Source organism: Bacillus sp. KNSH39, from assembly GCF_052656585.1.
This window is the reverse complement of the sequence record NZ_JBQXYO010000001.1, coordinates 814,842-831,635: the sequence shown is the minus strand read 5'-3', so window position 1 is coordinate 831,635 and position 16,794 is coordinate 814,842. Positions and strand designations below refer to the sequence as shown.

Annotated in this window: 17 protein-coding genes; 2 read left to right on the top strand and 15 right to left on the bottom strand. The window is 31.2% G+C overall.

The annotated features are described in order from the left end of the window. Positions 1–195 precede the first annotated feature (195 nt). The 7 genes from ACUL40_RS04225 to ACUL40_RS04195 all read right to left on the bottom strand — a co-directional run bounded on the left by ACUL40_RS04225 (position 196) and on the right by ACUL40_RS04195 (position 8,128). Positions 196–1,344, bottom strand: coding sequence for an acyltransferase family protein (locus tag ACUL40_RS04225; protein WP_095690904.1), 1,149 nt, complete (start codon positions 1,342–1,344; stop codon positions 196–198). A 187-nt stretch (positions 1,345–1,531) separates the two neighbouring features. Then, positions 1,532–2,845, bottom strand: coding sequence for a D-alanyl-D-alanine carboxypeptidase family protein (locus ACUL40_RS04220; RefSeq protein WP_445423019.1), 1,314 nt, complete (start codon positions 2,843–2,845; stop codon positions 1,532–1,534). Positions 2,846–3,319: 474 nt separating this feature from the next. Then, complete coding sequence (locus tag ACUL40_RS04215; RefSeq protein ID WP_074047926.1) at positions 3,320–3,979, bottom strand: CatB-related O-acetyltransferase; 660 nt, start codon at positions 3,977–3,979, stop codon at positions 3,320–3,322. 253 nt (positions 3,980–4,232) lie between these two features. Beyond that, entirely contained in the window at positions 4,233–4,991 is a 759-nt protein-coding gene (locus tag ACUL40_RS04210; protein ID WP_000347994.1) for a TSUP family transporter, read from the bottom strand. 67 nt (positions 4,992–5,058) lie between these two features. Next, a complete protein-coding gene (locus tag ACUL40_RS04205; RefSeq protein WP_074047925.1) occupies positions 5,059–6,309 on the bottom strand; it encodes a hypothetical protein in 1,251 nt (416 codons plus the stop codon). A gap of 521 nt (positions 6,310–6,830) precedes the next feature. Further along, entirely contained in the window at positions 6,831–7,109 is a 279-nt protein-coding gene (locus ACUL40_RS04200; RefSeq protein ID WP_000842216.1) for an AbrB/MazE/SpoVT family DNA-binding domain-containing protein, read from the bottom strand. A 140-nt stretch (positions 7,110–7,249) separates the two neighbouring features. Next, on the bottom strand, positions 7,250–8,128 hold the full coding sequence (locus ACUL40_RS04195; protein ID WP_000397979.1) for a helix-turn-helix domain-containing protein: 879 nt from the start codon (positions 8,126–8,128) through the stop codon (positions 7,250–7,252). 374 nt (positions 8,129–8,502) lie between these two features. Here ACUL40_RS04195 and ACUL40_RS04190 point away from each other — a divergent pair, with 374 nt between their 5' ends. Continuing rightward, on the top strand, positions 8,503–8,754 hold the full coding sequence (locus tag ACUL40_RS04190; RefSeq protein ID WP_445423020.1) for a response regulator transcription factor: 252 nt from the start codon (positions 8,503–8,505) through the stop codon (positions 8,752–8,754). Between the two features lie 523 nt (positions 8,755–9,277). Here ACUL40_RS04190 and ACUL40_RS04185 read toward each other — a convergent pair. The 4 genes from ACUL40_RS04185 to pepD all read right to left on the bottom strand — a co-directional run bounded on the left by ACUL40_RS04185 (position 9,278) and on the right by pepD (position 13,898). Beyond that, positions 9,278–10,459 carry an agmatine deiminase family protein gene (locus tag ACUL40_RS04185; RefSeq protein ID WP_048538841.1) on the bottom strand — a complete coding sequence of 394 codons (1,182 nt, stop codon included), beginning with the start codon at positions 10,457–10,459 and terminating at the stop codon, positions 9,278–9,280. Positions 10,460–10,745: 286 nt separating this feature from the next. Then, complete coding sequence (locus ACUL40_RS04180; RefSeq protein ID WP_000517271.1) at positions 10,746–11,348, bottom strand: hypothetical protein; 603 nt, start codon at positions 11,346–11,348, stop codon at positions 10,746–10,748. A gap of 25 nt (positions 11,349–11,373) precedes the next feature. Next, a complete protein-coding gene (locus tag ACUL40_RS04175; protein WP_445423021.1) occupies positions 11,374–12,183 on the bottom strand; it encodes a papain-like cysteine protease family protein in 810 nt (269 codons plus the stop codon). A gap of 245 nt (positions 12,184–12,428) precedes the next feature. After that, positions 12,429–13,898 (bottom strand): beta-Ala-His dipeptidase, encoded by a 1,470-nt coding sequence (pepD, locus tag ACUL40_RS04170; protein ID WP_000287556.1) that lies wholly within the window; start codon positions 13,896–13,898, stop codon positions 12,429–12,431. A 211-nt stretch (positions 13,899–14,109) separates the two neighbouring features. Between pepD and ACUL40_RS04165 the strand changes: the two genes are divergently transcribed. After that, positions 14,110–14,499 (top strand): YxeA family protein, encoded by a 390-nt coding sequence (locus tag ACUL40_RS04165; protein ID WP_445423022.1) that lies wholly within the window; start codon positions 14,110–14,112, stop codon positions 14,497–14,499. 19 nt (positions 14,500–14,518) lie between these two features. Here ACUL40_RS04165 and spoIISB read toward each other — a convergent pair whose 3' ends face one another. The 4 genes from spoIISB to gpmA all read right to left on the bottom strand — a co-directional run bounded on the left by spoIISB (position 14,519) and on the right by gpmA (position 16,722). Further along, on the bottom strand, positions 14,519–14,695 hold the full coding sequence (gene spoIISB / locus ACUL40_RS04160) for a stage II sporulation protein SB (RefSeq protein ID WP_000852629.1): 177 nt from the start codon (positions 14,693–14,695) through the stop codon (positions 14,519–14,521). Positions 14,696–14,767: 72 nt separating this feature from the next. Next, on the bottom strand, positions 14,768–14,896 hold the full coding sequence (locus ACUL40_RS04155) for a hypothetical protein (RefSeq protein ID WP_000237819.1): 129 nt from the start codon (positions 14,894–14,896) through the stop codon (positions 14,768–14,770). 112 nt (positions 14,897–15,008) lie between these two features. Continuing rightward, a complete protein-coding gene (locus ACUL40_RS04150; RefSeq protein ID WP_000624977.1) occupies positions 15,009–15,746 on the bottom strand; it encodes a type II toxin-antitoxin system SpoIISA family toxin in 738 nt (245 codons plus the stop codon). Positions 15,747–15,984: 238 nt separating this feature from the next. Next, entirely contained in the window at positions 15,985–16,722 is a 738-nt protein-coding gene (gene gpmA, locus ACUL40_RS04145; RefSeq protein WP_000594152.1) for a 2,3-diphosphoglycerate-dependent phosphoglycerate mutase, read from the bottom strand. Positions 16,723–16,794: the final 72 nt, after the last annotated feature.

Genomic DNA, 16,794 nt, shown 5'->3' with positions numbered 1-16,794 from the left:
CCCCCTTTATTATTAACCATATCTATACTATACAATAGCTCAAACCGTAATTGTTATTTCTAAGTGGTTTTCGATTTCAATTATATTCCACTTTACTATATTTATATTTAGAATCCAAAATTGACCGATTCCTAAGTATACTTAAGAATCGGTCATATTCATATATTTACTAAAGAGATAAAATTTATCTAGAAATTATACTTTTTTCAAAAAAATTATTGTTCTTTGTTTTGCCCAGTTGATACATTTCTTTTCGATTAAATGATATGAAACTATAGAAAAAAGTAGTGTCATTGCAATGCACAAAGTAAGAAGGAAAAAGATAGGTATCTTTGTATACAATAGTTTAAATAGTACCATCATGATTGGAAAATGACACAAATAGATACTGTATGAAATTTCTCCTAAATATACAAATACACTCTTATTTAGAAATGCTTTTACTTTTAGGTTACTCATAGCCATTATAATAAAAATACTAACCCCCATTACGACACCCCAATCTTTTAATAAGAAAGTTGTATCATTACGGGAAAAACCATAAATTAAAATGGAATATAAATATAGGATAACCCCTAATGCAATAAGAAATCCTTTTTTAAATTTTTTCATATTCCTATATGAGTAGATAAGTTTTTCCTGATACTTAAAAAGTAACATTCCAACAATAAACATAGATGTAAAATGCAGTGTATCAGCATAACCATTATAAAATCCTTCAGCTTTCCCAATATGCAACATATTAAGAACAACACTAATTAATGAAAAGCTCAAAGCAAATAGTATCGTTTTCTTCCAATTCAGTTTATAAAAAAGAAGGAATAACAAAGGAAACACAATAGATATACGCATTTCTTGAGCCAATGACCAAATAACTGGATTATAATTTTCCGTAAAAAAGTTATTAAGAAGCACAAAGTGGTTTAGAATATCTAATTTTGTTATAGACCCTTGCCACCTATCATAGAACCAATCCCGTAATCCTACCACTTCATACGACGAAAATAAAATAAATAAAACAAAGGTAACGATTATCCAAAAATAATAAGGAATATAGATTCTTACAAATCTCTTAATTAAATATCCCCAATAATTTGTTTTTGAATGATAAAGTGCCATAGATAACACAAAACCACTTAGTACATAAAAAACGATAACAGCTTCCCCACCCGCCCATAAAAACCTAAGCGGGGAAAATTTAATAGAATTAGGCAACGATGGTAGCATTAAACAAAAATGTCCAAATACCACAGTAAGTGCCGCTAACCCTCGTATGGAATCTAATTCTTTTATTCTCTTACTCATAAAATGTTCTCCTTGTAAATTGTAAATTTTGCTGTTCATAAAGGCCACTATAAGAATGTAGTGGGAGAATTGTACATATTCTTTCTTTAAATTCCTAATATAAGCAGTACAAAGTTAATTTGACCTCCATTTCTTTATATACATAATTTAAAACAAAATATTTAATACAAAGAAAAGATTTTATTAAATTTTTATAAAGTGAAACATTTAGTTGTATCCTATAAAATTAGCTTTTTACTATATCAATCGCACTATCCCACATACCACTAAAAAAAGATCCTGTTTTACGTATAAAACGTGTAAACCAATTTGCTTGTTCCACATCAGATTTTGTTACAAGGTCTATTTGTAATGATTTACCTGATAAGAACCCAGGATCTGTATTATCTTTAGGCGAGATAATCATTTTACTAATTGTTACACCTTTTTTAATAGGCACTTCTTGTTTTTTATTCAATACTTTAAATTCTTTTTTATAAATGTCTTTATTGCCCTTCGGCATTGGAAGTGAAACAGCTTGCTTCGTTTGAACTACTACATCTTTGTCTTTTGCATTTGCTACTCGCACTGTTTCATGCCCTTTTACTACTGAATCTTTTCTGTAGACATTCTTCACTTCAAAATTCGCAAATCCATAATCGTATAATTTCTTTGTTTCATCAAAACGTGTCGTATGAGATTTTGCTTTTATCACTACAGAAATTAGGCGCATACCATTTCTTTCTACTGTACCAGTGAAACAATCTCCCGCTTCTGGAGTCGTTCCTGTTTTCAAACCATCTACACCTTCATATTGCTTAATTAAACCTTTTAACATCCAGTTAAAGTTCGCCATATCAATTGGATATTTACCACCCTCTTGGAATGTTTTTTTAGGAATTTTTGCTGTATTTAATATTTGGGGGAAATCTTGAATAAGACGTTGTGCTAAAATTGCACAATCCCTTGCAGACATTTTATTTTTCTCGTCTAGAGTTGTCCCTTCTGGATGATATCCTTTTAAATCGTGATTTGTTAAGCCTGTAGAGTTTACAAATTTATAATCTTTCATTCCAAACTCTTTCGACTTATCGTTCATCATTTTTACAAAGTTGACTTCTTTACCAGCAATCTCTTCAACTAAAGCAATTGTTGCACCGTTTGCAGAGTAAATTGCCATTGCCTCATATAACTCTTTTACCGTATAAGAGCCACCATTTTCTAATGGAACGTTTGATAATGAACGATCTTGCGAAATCTTATGTGCATATTCAGAGATTTTAACTTTTTGATCCCATTTAAGTTTTCCTTTATCCACCGCTTCATGAACTAAGTATTCGCTCATCATTTTTGTCATACTAGCAATTGCCAATGATTCATCTGCATTTTTTTCATATAAAATTTTCCCGGAATTTGCTTCTATTAAAATTGCTGATCCTGCTTCAACCTCTATAGCAGAAACTGTTTCCGCTGCTGCTCTTCCAAATGTAACGAACATGCTAAAAAATAGTGTAAGCACTGTTACTATTGCAATAAATCTCTTGCAAAACATACCTTTCACTTCTGTTACCTCCAATATTTTTATACTCAAAAAAAGCGTTATTCTAATATAATCTCAAAAAAAACAGACAGTGTTCTCAAATTGTATATACATATTAGACGTTAGGATCGCTTTCATATAGACCATCTCATCCGACACTTTTAGGTGCCCTACTACTTTGTATTCCCACACATATCACTATTTTTAATCCCCTTATATTTTTCAAAATGATTCGCACTTTCATATTTTTTAGGATTACAATTAATAGACAATCTAAATAATACATTTGTTCCACATTTACAAAAAATAAAGTGAAACTTTAATCAGTTGGGGTCTTACTGCCCGTTAATGCTTTATTAGCTATCAAGGATTTTAATTACTCAATTCAGCTATTTGCTAGACTTATATTAGAGATGAATTTTCTTTAGTCTAAACTATTAGTTTTTTGTAATAAAAAAACTACACCCTATACTGGATGTAGTTTTTCTAACTGATTTATTTATTTTTCACTTCATTTTTATAAAAAGCAAATAATGGTTCGATGGATGGACTGGATAACAGCGGAATTGCCTTCTCAATCAATTTCCTATCCCAATCAAACCAACGCATTTCCATTAACATGTTTATTTCTGTATCAGTGAATCGTTTCTTTATTTCCTTAGCAGGATTTCCACCAACTATTGTATACGGCGGAACATCTTTACTTACGACAGATCCTGCAGCAACAATTGCCCCTTCACCAATAGTAACGCCAGGCATTATTATAGCATTCATTCCAATCCAAGCATCACTTTTTATGACTGTATCACCCTTAGGTTCATATGATTGTTCAATTTTCTCAGCGAATGGATATACTGTAATCCATTCTGAGTGATGATTATGGTTACCACCCATTAAAATGACTACTCCACTTGCAATGCAAACATAATTCCCAATAATGAGTTTATCAAGATGCCATCCCATCTGTTCAATTGGATTGAAAAGTGCTTGAGACTTAGCATCCCCCCACAAATACCTTACACAGCCATCTTCAAAATTTTGATGACTATAATAGCCTGAATAATAGGAGTACTCTCCCACTTCAATGAGTGGATTTGTTACTATATCTTTTATATACTTTGTTTCTGACCAATGATTAAATAATGGATACTTCATAACTTTATTCCTCGCTTCTAAGTATTATATATTTTGCTATTTACTTAGAAGCTTACTACGACTGCTACATTTTTTAGCTTTCTCAAACGACGAATCATTATCTTCAAGCCTTTCTTTTATACTATAAAAAAGCATAACGCAATATATTACACTAGTCAAATTGTGTAATTTTGAACACATCTTAAACAGCGTAATACTGCAATAAGAACATGAAAACACTCTAACTTTGATCCAAATAATATATTGATTACATTTAGTTTATATTTTGTAAAAAAATTTTAATTGCCATGACAAAGCAAACAATAACCACTATTGGTCGTATTAATGACGTCCCTTTTGTAAGCACCATCTTCGCTCCAATATACGATCCTATAATTTGACCAAGCATCATAATCAACCCAATTGTCCAATCGATTTGGCCAAAAATAATAAAATATAACAAAGCAGCGAAATTACTTGTAAAATTCAAGATTTTAGCATTTGCAGTTGCTCTCGTAGCACTATATCCACATAAAAGAATGAATGCTAAAGCAATTAAACTACCTGTTCCTGGGCCGAAGAAACCATCATAAAATCCAAGGAATGGAGCCACTGTTAACGCAAACAACAACATACTTATTTTTCTCGGTCGATCTTCGTTTGCTATATTTGGAGATAATAGAAAATAAAGACCAATAATAATAAGTAAAAAAGGTAATATCATGATTAAATATTCTGCTCGTATCTGTAAAACAAGCCATCCACCCAAAACTGATCCCAAAAAGGTCATTAAGATGGACAAACGCATTTCTTTAAGATTAATTTCTTTCTTCTTAATAAAAAACACTGTTGCCATGAGGGTTCCGCTACTCCCTTGTAGTTTATTAGTCGCTATCGCTACAGAAGGAGACATACCTACTAATAACATTATCGGGATAGTTATCATACCACCGCCCCCAGCAATCGTATCTATCCATCCTGCTAATACAGCTACTAAAAATAGTAGTATAAGTAATTCAATAGTAAAATCCATACAAAGAATATGGGGAGGCTTGAGCTATTATAACCCAAACCTCCCCATCGTCCCTCCTCTCTTTAAACTAGTTAATTAAATCTGTAAAGTAACTTTCTTTTTGATCACGTAATCGACTGGAAACGTATTGTCTGCAAACAATTCTTCTTCCATATTTATTGTTTCCAATCGGGATTTTATATTCTTCCTCAGATAACCTTTCCCTACCATGAGTTACATTTGTTTGTTTACCATAGTATGAATTTGGTATAAGTAATAAATCTTCAGATGTAAGTGGAACCTTATAAGTAGGCGTTGTTCGTAAGAGTTCTAAAAACATGTCAAATTTCAATTTTTCTTCTTCACTTTCTCCCACATAAATTAATCTATTTTCCGCTCCATTCAAACAAGTTGCAATAATATCACCATTATCATCTAAAAATATAATTTGGTTTATTTCTCCTACAAATCCCGATATTTCACCATCAGCCATTCCTGCGATATGAGCAATAGGCATTTTACTTACCGCCAATATGTCATCTTTACTGAAGTGATTTTCTTCAAGATGCTTTTGCAGTAATTTTGGCGTTCCAATATGAGTTTGAGTTTTTAAATTTAACACTCCTTTTAATAAAAGAGCATCAACTCTAGTAAATTTTCCACAAGTAATTTCAGACACTATTCGTTCCACGGATTTATTAAGTCTATTTGATACAATTTCTAAATTCGTATTGAATGTTTTCAATCTTGCTTCAATATCTGATTGGTCTTTCATATCTGTATACACTGTGGCATCGTTATGTTGATAAAAGTTCCCGCCACCGGTGCTTGCACCGACATTTCGCAAAACTTCATCGTTGTTTAAAGGTGAAATAAGATGAAATCTATTTTTCCCTGCATGTTCGGATGGGTGAATTAAAGCATCATAATTAAAAAGTGTGGCAAAAAGCCATGTGACCCATTCTGCATAAAAATATTTTTTCATTCTATCGTGTTCGTCTTCGCCATAATTAAAACCTCTGCGATTTTCCCCAGGTAATAATGTTTCCATAGGATCACATGGAGTATTTTTAATAAGAGTAGGTGGTACGTTCCCGCCACAATTCGCTATTTTTATCATATGTAGTAGGTTTTTCATATCTGAATTCGGATTTTTCTTTGAATAGTCAATCAAACAATTAAGCCACTCTTTTGAAAAATATGCTGCTATTCCTTGATCACAAGTATAAGGATTATGAGTTTTCAATTCATTTTCTATCAGATTCTTCATTTTATCCTTCAATACATTAGGAATGCTAATTTCTTCAATTTCTGTAATCTGCAGTATTCCTTTATTCATTATAAAACCTCCGTTGTTTTATTTTTTACACCCTATCTTCTATTAAACAAACTATCCACTTCTTTTTTACTCCTTTACTTTTCGTCAGAGCTATTAGAATTACCGATTTACAAATAAAAAACATGGAGTATAAGAGATTTCTTCTTAGTTACATTTCCCCCACAAACCTCTATTGAATTGACAAATTTAATTTAAAAATCTGATTCATTTTCATACTTTACTTTCAAATTATGTTTATATGATTTTCAATTCAAGTAAGAGTATTTCATTTTCTAAAGTTTTCCTAATTTTAAAATCAGAATTTTCAACACAACTATGTTAACACTAAAAATATAACACGAAACCAAAAAATGTAAATGAATAGTTTTTTTATAAAAAATAGTCAGACTTTTCACAAGGTAATCCGTATTCCATTGAACCAACTACGGCCCCTCAATTTTATTGATAACAATAAAAAAGCCCCCTAAATTGATAGAGGACTTTTTCCAAGTATATTCTATTTTAAAGTTCTTACTTACCTTTTACTTTAAAAGATATTGCTGTAACTTCTTTATTAACAGTTCCATCCCGTTTGGACTTACAATAATCTTCCCATTCGCTAACGAAATATTGCTGTCTGAAATATCCCCTGTAAGTGCACAAGCTCTTGGAGATTGATATTTTCGTAAAATAATCTGGTCCTCTTCTATAAACATTTCAAGAGAATCTTTTTCTACAATTCCTAAACTCCGTCTTATTTCCATTGGAATAACAATACGCCCCATGCTATCTGCTTTACGAGTAATTCCTCTTGATTTCATAAAATGCCACCCTTTATATTTATCTAATATTACGGTATTTATTTTAGCAATAAACAACAATTAGGAATAGTTCGTATTACAGTACTTTTTTTAGAAAAAAATAACAATTAGGAATAGTTTATGTTAGAATTCTTTCTTGTTTATTCTTGATTTTTAATATATTTTTCCTTGATCATTTTTATATATTGTTTTCTTTCAGTTAGTTCAAATATAAATAATGCTTTTTTTATGTCTGTTAAACCAACTTCATTAGAGTGCTGAACTTTCAATAAAATTGCACCTTTTTCAAAAAATAATTCACCTAATAAGTATAAAGTATTCATATTTATCGCTAATTTTATACCTATTTCACTATACTTTATTGCTTCTTCATATTGATTTGCAAGGTGTAAACATTTTGTTAACGTATGAATGAGTCTTAATTTGATTTCTTTTTCTCTAGGAAATTCTATCTTATTAAAATTAATTAAACTTTGTTTTAATATATTTATACTTTTCTCATACTCTTCATTTTCTGCATGTATTATAGCAATTGAATTCATTATGCTTATTTCTTTTTCTGATAAAAAGTTACTACTACTTAAGGTTTGTTTTAGTGCTCTATTTAAAATGTCAAAGGCATTACTTGTTGCTCCATTTACATAATATATAGCAATCGCTTCATGCCATAATAGAAATTGTTTATCTTCTTTTGATTGAAAATTATTCTCATCTTTCTCTTTTTTTACTATTTCGTAAAGCTCATTATATTGTTTTTGTTTCACACAATCTCTCATTACACATTTTACATTTTCAATATATTTTATTTTTTTATTTTTGGTTAGTGCGAATATATAATTTGGATCAATACCAAGTCTTTCAGATAATTGATACAACAATATGCTAGATGGATAAATAATACCTTTTTCTATCTTACTAATTTGACTTTGTGAACATATTCCATGACATAATTCAGATTGTGACATGTTTTTTTTCTTTCTAAGTTCTTTAATAATAATACCAAGATTGTAGAATTCCATCTTTCCTCCCTCAAATGTAACACTTTATGAGTATAAGAATATTTCCCAACTTTTAATGTAATGTAAAATTAATATAGTTACAATTACTAATTATATGGATTTATAGTTTCTTTTACAAACTTGTATTACAATACGAGAAATTATTAAAATATGGTTCACTAATAATTAATGGGAGTTTTATCCCCCCACTGATTATTAGTCCACTCCAGGCAGGCTTTTACAGGGAGTTCGACTTCTTTGCCACATCTAAATTTTGAGGTGGGAGTCTTACTATCCGCAAATAGCCTGATTAAAATAAATATGATTTTTCACCTTTATTTCTTTTAATAGTTTTTTTTGATTTTTATATAAATAATTTCGAAGGAGCGTATTTTATGAAAAGAATGTTGACCGAAAGAGAGTTAGAAGTAGCTATTTATGTAGCAAAAGGATATACAGATGCAGAAATTTCCAAAAAAACATATGTTACCCCTCGAAGAATTTCAACGATAATTAATCATATTAAAGAAAAATGGCATATTAATTCTAGAGTGGAATTAGGTATTTTAGTGTATCATTATGGTTTTATAGATGCACCCTTATTTTCAAATAAAGAAAATCATTTATTCGAAAAGGTTGCACAATAATTGGCCAAGTATAATGTGTTTCATTTACAAATAAAAACAGAAAAGTCGCTGAACTTTTATTATTCAAGGTAATTCTGTATTCTGAAGGTAATGGGCATGTATGACTTGCCAAAAGAAAAAATATAGATTGTATTTAGATATTTTAGTAAGACTAATTGTACCAGAAACTTTTAAAATTCCAATAATAGAGGACTCTTTAGACGGTTTATTGAAGGGCTTCAAACGACTTTTAAAAGGTAAAAACATACCTTAGACAATGTTTCTTCCGTAACAGCAAGTATAGCTTTTAATGTAGAAAATCCATCCATTTTGATTAAGCTTTTTTCAAAAAGGGTGGGTTTCTTCAGTTTATAGGAAAGGTATACTTAACTTATAAAGTGAAACTTTAATCATTCAAGCTGCCCGTTAATGCAGGATAAAAAATACAATAAAATAGGTAAAAACGCCATCGCATCTTTACCTATCCTATGGATAAACAGGTTCTCATAAGAAATAGAAAACTTCCCTAAACACTATAAATATATTATTTTAAATTAATTGGTTGTTGTTGAGTAATACAATGGATCATACCACCATTTTTATAAAGCTCTCTTACATCAACCCCCACGACTTTACGATCAGGATAAAGTTTTTGAATCATCTCATTTGCTATTTTATCATTAGGGTCATTATAGTTAGGAACTAAGATAACTTGATTCGCTATATAATAATTAATATATGAACCTTTATAATCAAGTTCCTTTCCGTTTTTTAATGTAACATTATGCTTGCTTAACGGCAGATATACATACTTGTACTTATTACCCTCAGCATCTTTTGCCTGCAACAACTTGTTAATATCTTTATCAGACGTTCCCCATTCAGCTAAATCTTTTTTGTTTAACGTTATAATAGTAGATTTATCGTGGAATTTTGCAAATCCATCAATATGAAAATCAGTAATATCTAAGTTAGGTACTCCATCTAACCAAATAAAATTTGTTACCCCAAGGTCACTAATATATTTTTCAATATCTTTTTCTGACAATTTTGCATTTCTATTTTTATTCGTCACAGCACTTCTAGTTAGTAAAACAGTTCCATTACCATCTAATTCAAATGCGCCACCTTCAAGAACAAATTTATTCCAATCAATTCTTTCAATTCCTAACTGTTTACTAAGATTCTCACGAAGACGAGCATCTTTCTTATATGGTGTTTTCTTTCCCCATCCGTTAAATCCTGGGTCTAATATCTTTAGATTTTTGTCATTATCATAAACAAAAATTGGTCCAGTATCTCTTGTCCATACATCGTCAGTAGGTGCGATAAAGAAATCAATTTTCCCCATATTTACCCCGTGATCTATTAAAACCTCATTAATTCTTTCTTTTTCTTCTTGATCATATGCAACAATATGAACTTTTTCGCCTTTGCTTAAAGCATTTGTCATTTGAATCCAAATTGGCTCTACTTCTTGCTGATATTTTTGCCCATATGTAAATTCATGAGGCCATTGTAGCCATGTTCCTTCATGTTTGCTTTTTTCATCTGGCATTGTATACTTTCCTACTTGTTTTCGCACCTCTACTTTCTTTATATCTTTTCTTTGCGTTTTTTCAATTTCCTTCGCCTGAACTTGTTCAATCCCTTTCCCTAGAGCATAGCCACTGAAAATAGATGTGGTTAGTATAGCACTCATACACAAATTCGTTATTTTTTTCATTTCTTAACCTCCTTTTCTGTCTTACTGTAAACCTTTACATAGTGTGAAGGTCAAGCTTTTCCGTTTGAATTATTCAAATATTTTAAATGTGAAGTGCAATTTGAATCGAACTCTATACAAAACAAGTAAGAATCAACTATTCCTACTATAATCATTATTTTTTCATAATATCTTACACTCTTTTTTTGTTATCCTTTTTATACCATGTACTGTATTATTTTCGAAAATAATACAGTACATGAAATTTCATATTAAATACATATATATTTCTTCAGTTTATATTTAACTATTCAAAACCAGTTACAATTCTCTCTTTCATTTTCTGTAATACTTCACTGCTCAATACTTTTTGACCAGTAGGAAGTTTTAATATGGCAGCGGCACCTTTACTAAGGTATATTTCTTGATCATTATTTTGATTTACTACCAATATTCCTTGCCCTTCAAATTCGAAATAACTAATATCTTTTGTTTCATTTGTATTATTCTTTATTGCTGTATATAATCCATATAAATCTTTACTTCTATTTTCTCCGCCCGTTCGAATCGGTTCAATATCATTCGCAACAATTAGTCCTTCTGGCTGCTCACCCTTCATAATAAACCACAGCTTTTCATTTGTTGGTAATAGTAAATTCTTAAATTCAGAGCTATTTAAAATTTGCTGTGCTGGAATTGTTGCATAGATTGGTAACGAAAATGGAGATGTTGTTATTTTTTCAAAACTTAAATTTTCAGAAGAACTTCCCTTACTATATTGATAATCTTTTAATGCGATCGATTGTACTGATTCACTTTTATTTTTTGATGCATAACTAATTTTACTAGCGAAAATAATAACGGTCATTAAGCACATGCACGGTATCACAAGCTTAAGTAGTTTTCCCATTTATGAACCCCCGCTTTTAATATTATTAGTTTGCATGGATATTATAAACAGTTTCACTCCACCAAAAATTATTATTGTTATGGAACGTACTGAAATTATGATTATAATGATCACCATACCAAGGGTCCATGTACGTTATATAATCTGTTCCATTTGTCCCTTTATAAAATCCATCAAGTACTAGAAAGTGTCCGATGTTAGCTCCATTTTGCCACATAATGAGTGCAATCATCGGCTGATTACTATTAATTTGACTTTTGAACCAATCATATGATTTTGCTCCAGAACTTATAGCTGAGCTAACACCATATCCTGATAATCCATATTGTATTTCACGTGAAGTTGCAGGATTATTATATGATCCACCCTTAACATACCTAACGTACTGATCTTGTGAAGGAGTTTTCCCAAAATAATTTAAAACTGAAACCGAAGTGCCTGCCCAACACCAATTTGATCTTTCTTGTAATATGTTAGGTACAGATAATTTACGATCTATTGATGTATTTGGAGGATTTCCATTAATATACGCTGACGTTACATATACTTTTTTTCCATCTTTAAAATAATAAAACCAACGATTATCTAAATTTCCTGTCCAGTAATCTTTAACCGCTTCACCATACTCCCATCCTTTAAAAGATACTGTTGTATTTCCGGGAATCACATCTACAATATTTGCATTCAAACTTTTTGTCTCTCTAACATTAACATTCAATGGAGCTGTTGTTCCTGTAAATTCAACTTCCTCTGCTATTATTTTCTGAACACCAATAAAACTAAATGTGAAGAACAATAAAAACATACAAACAATAAAATGCTTTCTTCCCTTCATTTCTCCACCCCTTCATCAGTACTAAAAAACATCAACAATTCATCCTTATTAATTGTTCAAGCTTAATATTACATACTAACGAAAAATGACTTCTCATAAAGTGAAACTTTGATCAGTAGTGGTTTTATTCATCCCCCACTGATTGTTAGTTAAACCAATCGGGCTGCTCGGCAAATAGCGGGATAAATTCCAATACAAAAAAGGAGCCTATAAATTTTTATAGGCTCCTTTTTATTTCGTCGTTATTACTTAGCTAATTCTTTTGTACCCTTCATTACATCAATGAAGAATCCCCAGTTATTCACTACAGAAGAGATACTGATATGTTCATCTGGAGTGTGGACGTTAAAAATGTCTGGTCCGAATGAAATTGCATCTAATTCAGGCATTTTTTGAACGAATGCGCTACACTCAATCCCCGCATGCACAGCGAAGATTTCAATTTCTTTATTGTATTTTTCTTGATGCACTTTTTCAAATAAATTACGAATTTGTGAGTTTGGATTGTATGGCCATTCTGGATACTCTGACTCTATTTCAAATGTAGCACCAACTAATTCAGCAATATATTTGATTTCTTCTGCAACATGTTGTTTTAAACTACTTACAGAACTTCGCACTTCGTTACGTAATTTAATTTCATCTTGCAACGTTTCAATAACGCCTAAATTTGTTGAGCTTTCTACAAGACCTTTAATATCCATGCTCATACTTTGAATGCCATTTGGAATTAAGAATAATGATGAAATAAGCTGCTTTTGTGTCTCTTGAGCAAATACTTTTTCAACTGTTTCATCCAATTTTGTCAGTGTAACATGAACATCTGGATCAACAGCACGCATTTCTTCTTGTAATACACGTGTCCATGATTCTAGTTTTTCTTCTACTTGTCCTACATCTTCTGTACGAATTAAAAGTGTAGCTACACTTTCACGCGGAATTGCATTCGTTTTTAATCCGCCGTGAACTTCACTTATGTTAAACTCCGTATGTGCCGATAAATCACGTAATACTCGTCCTAATACTTTGTTCGCATTACCGCGTTGTTTATCAATTTCCATACCAGAATGTCCGCCTTTTAGACCACCAACATATAGACGGTATGCATCCATATTCGCTGGCGTTTCATCCCAAATTACGGGAATTGTTTCAACAGCTTTCGCACCACCTGCACTACTTACAAGTAATTTATGATCTTCTTCAGAATCAATATTTATAAATATCTTTCCTTCAAAATGATTTGGATCAATAGCAAAAGCCCCGCCCATTGTCGTTTCTTCTTCAGTAGTGATAACGACTTCAAGTGCTGGATGCGGAATTTCTTTCGAATCTAATAAAGCTAATGCATACGCAACTGCAATACCATTATCAGCACCTAAAGTTGTTTGATTTGCATATAACATGTCCCCAATGATTCGTAATTCAATTGGATCTTTTTCAAAATCATGTACTGTTGCTTGATTTTTTTCGCAAACCATATCCATATGACCTTGAATAATAATAGCTGGTACATTTTCATAACCAGTTGTTGCTTCTTTTTTAATAATGACATTTAATGCTTCATCTTGAATGACTTCTAAGTTACGCTCTTTTGCAAAGCCCACTAAATAATCACTAATTTCCTTTTCATTACCTGATCCTCTAGGAATCTTTGAAATTTCTGCAAAATGATAAAATACAGGGTGCTTTGTTAATTGTTCTAAGGTAGAATACATTTTTCAAGCTCCTCTCCAAATGACAAAATAATATGTAAGTCTCATATCATTATACCATGATTCATTATTTTACCTTTGTTTTAACTTTTATTGTTCATTTTATGTACAACAATCTTACAATATTGTAAGGGCGTTGTAATCTATATCGATTTTTCTCATTTAATAATAATCGTATACTTTTTAAAGAAACACATTAAAGGAGATAAAGAAAATGAAAAAGTTTTTAGCAATTATTACACTATGTTTATTATTTTTTAGTTTTACTATTGGCTGTGAGAGAGCGTCACTAAATAGAATTGGTAAAGATGTATATTACATGCAGATAAAAGGCGACGGAACTATCGAAAAAGTAGATGGTAGAAACTTACGAAACTATACGCTGCCCGCATATGATGAAGATGGTGTCAAAAAACAAATTACATTTAGAAGTACAAAAAAAGAAAACGACCATAAATTAAATAAATACGCGTTTTTACGCCTTTATGTAGATCAAGATGATAATAGCAAAAATGAAATATCATCAATTGAAGTAAAGTCCTATGAAGAGATTCAGAAAGCAGATTTACCTGAAAAAGTAAAAGATAAGTTTACTATTAAATAAAAAAACAAAAGAAAATGCTCTATGCATTTTCTTTTGTTCTTTTCACCTGTATATATTTTGAACTACTATTATTCATTAGTTTCTCTAACCGATTTATATTCTCCGTTAATGCACCTTTCACAAGAGAGAAATCTGTATTGGATTCTTCTTTTTTTTCTTTAAAAAACGAAGACTTTTGCACATTGACTTCAGCCATCTCTTCTCCCCCTTTTCAAAAAGATACAACCTTTTATTTATATTATATAGCAAATGTAGAAAGAGTGTACACTTATGATTTTCTTTTTAATTCTTCTTCTAATTCTTCTACTTGCTGCAACGTATCCCCTTTTATTAAAGAGAAATCTGTTGTATCTTCGTTACCTTCTTTAAAAAAATCATTGTCATAATCTTTTACCACTACAATCACCTCTACATGCTAGTGTAGGAATGATTGTCCAATTTTATTCAAATTTGTCGGATTTTGTTTTTAATTTATGTATAGAAGAAAAGGACAGAAAAAGATTCTGTCCTTATTTACTAAAATAACTATGATGTATTGTTAAATTATATACATTTTCAAAATCCCGATCTTGCAGGTTATTTTTCTTTCCATCAATAACAATGAAAACGTCACTTACTATTTTTGCTGGTATAATCCCGACATTTTCTACTTGCACCGCTTTCTGCTCATTCAATTGCTCGATATGTTCTAACGGAACGATAATACTAAATTGCGAGCGAATACCACGAAAGTTTGTATTTAATTCCTTCGCCGCTTCAAAAACAACAATTTTCGCGCCAATCTTTTCCCCATATGAATCTAAAAATGCATTTAAGCTCTTTGTATATTCCTCTTCCGTATGCCATTCCATCGTACCGAATACTGCTGGATTAACATTTTGAATAATTGTCGTGTATATTTCCCCTCTCGCTTTAGATGCAATTAATGATCGTTTTATTGATTGAACTGTCTTGCCAATATCGCTAAATTTCGCACCCCATATTTCTGAAATATTAGGCGTTAAAATGAACGCAATATCAACAAAAATAACCATTGCAGTAAACATTAAAAGATTTTTCCAGAGGGTTAAATCAATTCCTTTTATCATGAAATACACGGTGACAGATATGATAAACAAACCATACCAAGTCTTTCTAATACGTTGCTTTTTCTCCTCGTACAACTCCTCATTTTTCCAATAAAAGAAAACAAGGACTACAAAGACAATCGCTAAAACAAATAAGCCAATTCGAATGTTAGAGATCATTAATCACATCACCCTCCATTCAAAAACTACTCACGATATCATTACATGCGCAAGCTGCTCTCTTTATGACAAAAGACGTGGACAAGCTTCTAAAATTAGCTACATCGCATATATATTAGAAAGTACCACGTCTTTTATCCTGTTATTTGTGGGAAATAAGACCCCTACTGATTAAAATTTCACTTTACCATGAGTCTATATTGTATATGTAGACAAGCATTCATTTCAAATTTTCGTATTAAAAAGAAATATGTTTCGGAATTTCCCCTTCAGGTACTTCTCCATCCATACTTAAATAATAATGACGAATCGGACGTAAGTTTTCGTCTAATTCATAAACAAGCGGAATGCTAGTGGGAATATTTAATGAAACTACACCATCACTTGAAAGGTTGTCTAAATATTTTACTAGCGAGCGAATTGTGTTACCGTGTGATGAAATAATTACTTTATTACCACTTTTTAATGTCGGCGCAATTTCTGAATGCCAATAAGCAAGTACTCTCTTCTCCGTATCCTCTAAACATTCAGTTAATGGAAATTCACCTTTTTTGAGTGTTTTATATCTTGGATCGGTCGCTTCATATCGAGGATCGTCTTCAGTAAGAGCCGGTGGTCTTACATCAACACTTCTTCTCCAAATATGAACTTGCTCCTCACCATATTTTTGTGCAGTTTCATCTTTATTCAGCCCTTGCAATGCACCATAATGTCTTTCATTTAGCTTCCAAGATTTATGTATTGGAACCCAAGTAAGATCCATCTCATGAAGTACAATCCATAACGTCCGAATTGCGCGTTTTAATACTGATGTATAAGCCACATCAAAAGTATATCCGTTTTTCTTTAATATTGCTCCTGCTTCTCTCGCTTCACTTAATCCATTCTCTGATAGATCAACATCTGTCCATCCCGTAAAGCGATTTTCAAGATTCCATAAGCTTTGTCCGTGACGAATAAGTACAAGTTTTATCATTATAATTCCCCTTTCGGAAATGTGAATTTTATTGTTCCATTGCGTACACGTATAAAGTATCTAGTAATGTAT

Excerpts from the sequence above, each read along its gene's own strand:
- ACUL40_RS04150 (WP_000624977.1), bottom strand. The coding sequence starts at position 15,746 with ATGATCTCTAACATTCGAATTGGCTTATTTGTTTTAGCGATTGTCTTT.
- ACUL40_RS04180 (WP_000517271.1), bottom strand. The coding sequence starts at position 11,348 with ATGGGAAAACTACTTAAGCTTGTGATACCGTGCATGTGCTTAATGACC.
- ACUL40_RS04195 (WP_000397979.1), bottom strand. The coding sequence starts at position 8,128 with ATGGAATTCTACAATCTTGGTATTATTATTAAAGAACTTAGAAAGAAA.
- ACUL40_RS04215 (WP_074047926.1), bottom strand. The coding sequence starts at position 3,979 with ATGAAGTATCCATTATTTAATCATTGGTCAGAAACAAAGTATATAAAA.
- ACUL40_RS04200 (WP_000842216.1), bottom strand. The coding sequence starts at position 7,109 with ATGAAATCAAGAGGAATTACTCGTAAAGCAGATAGCATGGGGCGTATT.
- ACUL40_RS04165 (WP_445423022.1), top strand. The coding sequence starts at position 14,110 with ATGAAAAAGTTTTTAGCAATTATTACACTATGTTTATTATTTTTTAGT.
- ACUL40_RS04175 (WP_445423021.1), bottom strand. The coding sequence starts at position 12,183 with ATGAAGGGAAGAAAGCATTTTATTGTTTGTATGTTTTTATTGTTCTTC.
- ACUL40_RS04185 (WP_048538841.1), bottom strand. The coding sequence starts at position 10,459 with ATGAAAAAAATAACGAATTTGTGTATGAGTGCTATACTAACCACATCT.
- ACUL40_RS04210 (WP_000347994.1), bottom strand. The coding sequence starts at position 4,991 with ATGGATTTTACTATTGAATTACTTATACTACTATTTTTAGTAGCTGTA.
- ACUL40_RS04190 (WP_445423020.1), top strand. The coding sequence starts at position 8,503 with ATGAAAAGAATGTTGACCGAAAGAGAGTTAGAAGTAGCTATTTATGTA.
- ACUL40_RS04225 (WP_095690904.1), bottom strand. The coding sequence starts at position 1,344 with ATGAACAGCAAAATTTACAATTTACAAGGAGAACATTTTATGAGTAAG.
- gpmA (WP_000594152.1), bottom strand. The coding sequence starts at position 16,722 with ATGATAAAACTTGTACTTATTCGTCACGGACAAAGCTTATGGAATCTT.
- pepD (WP_000287556.1), bottom strand. The coding sequence starts at position 13,898 with ATGTATTCTACCTTAGAACAATTAACAAAGCACCCTGTATTTTATCAT.
- spoIISB (WP_000852629.1), bottom strand. The coding sequence starts at position 14,695 with ATGGCTGAAGTCAATGTGCAAAAGTCTTCGTTTTTTAAAGAAAAAAAA.
- ACUL40_RS04205 (WP_074047925.1), bottom strand. The coding sequence starts at position 6,309 with ATGAATAAAGGAATACTGCAGATTACAGAAATTGAAGAAATTAGCATT.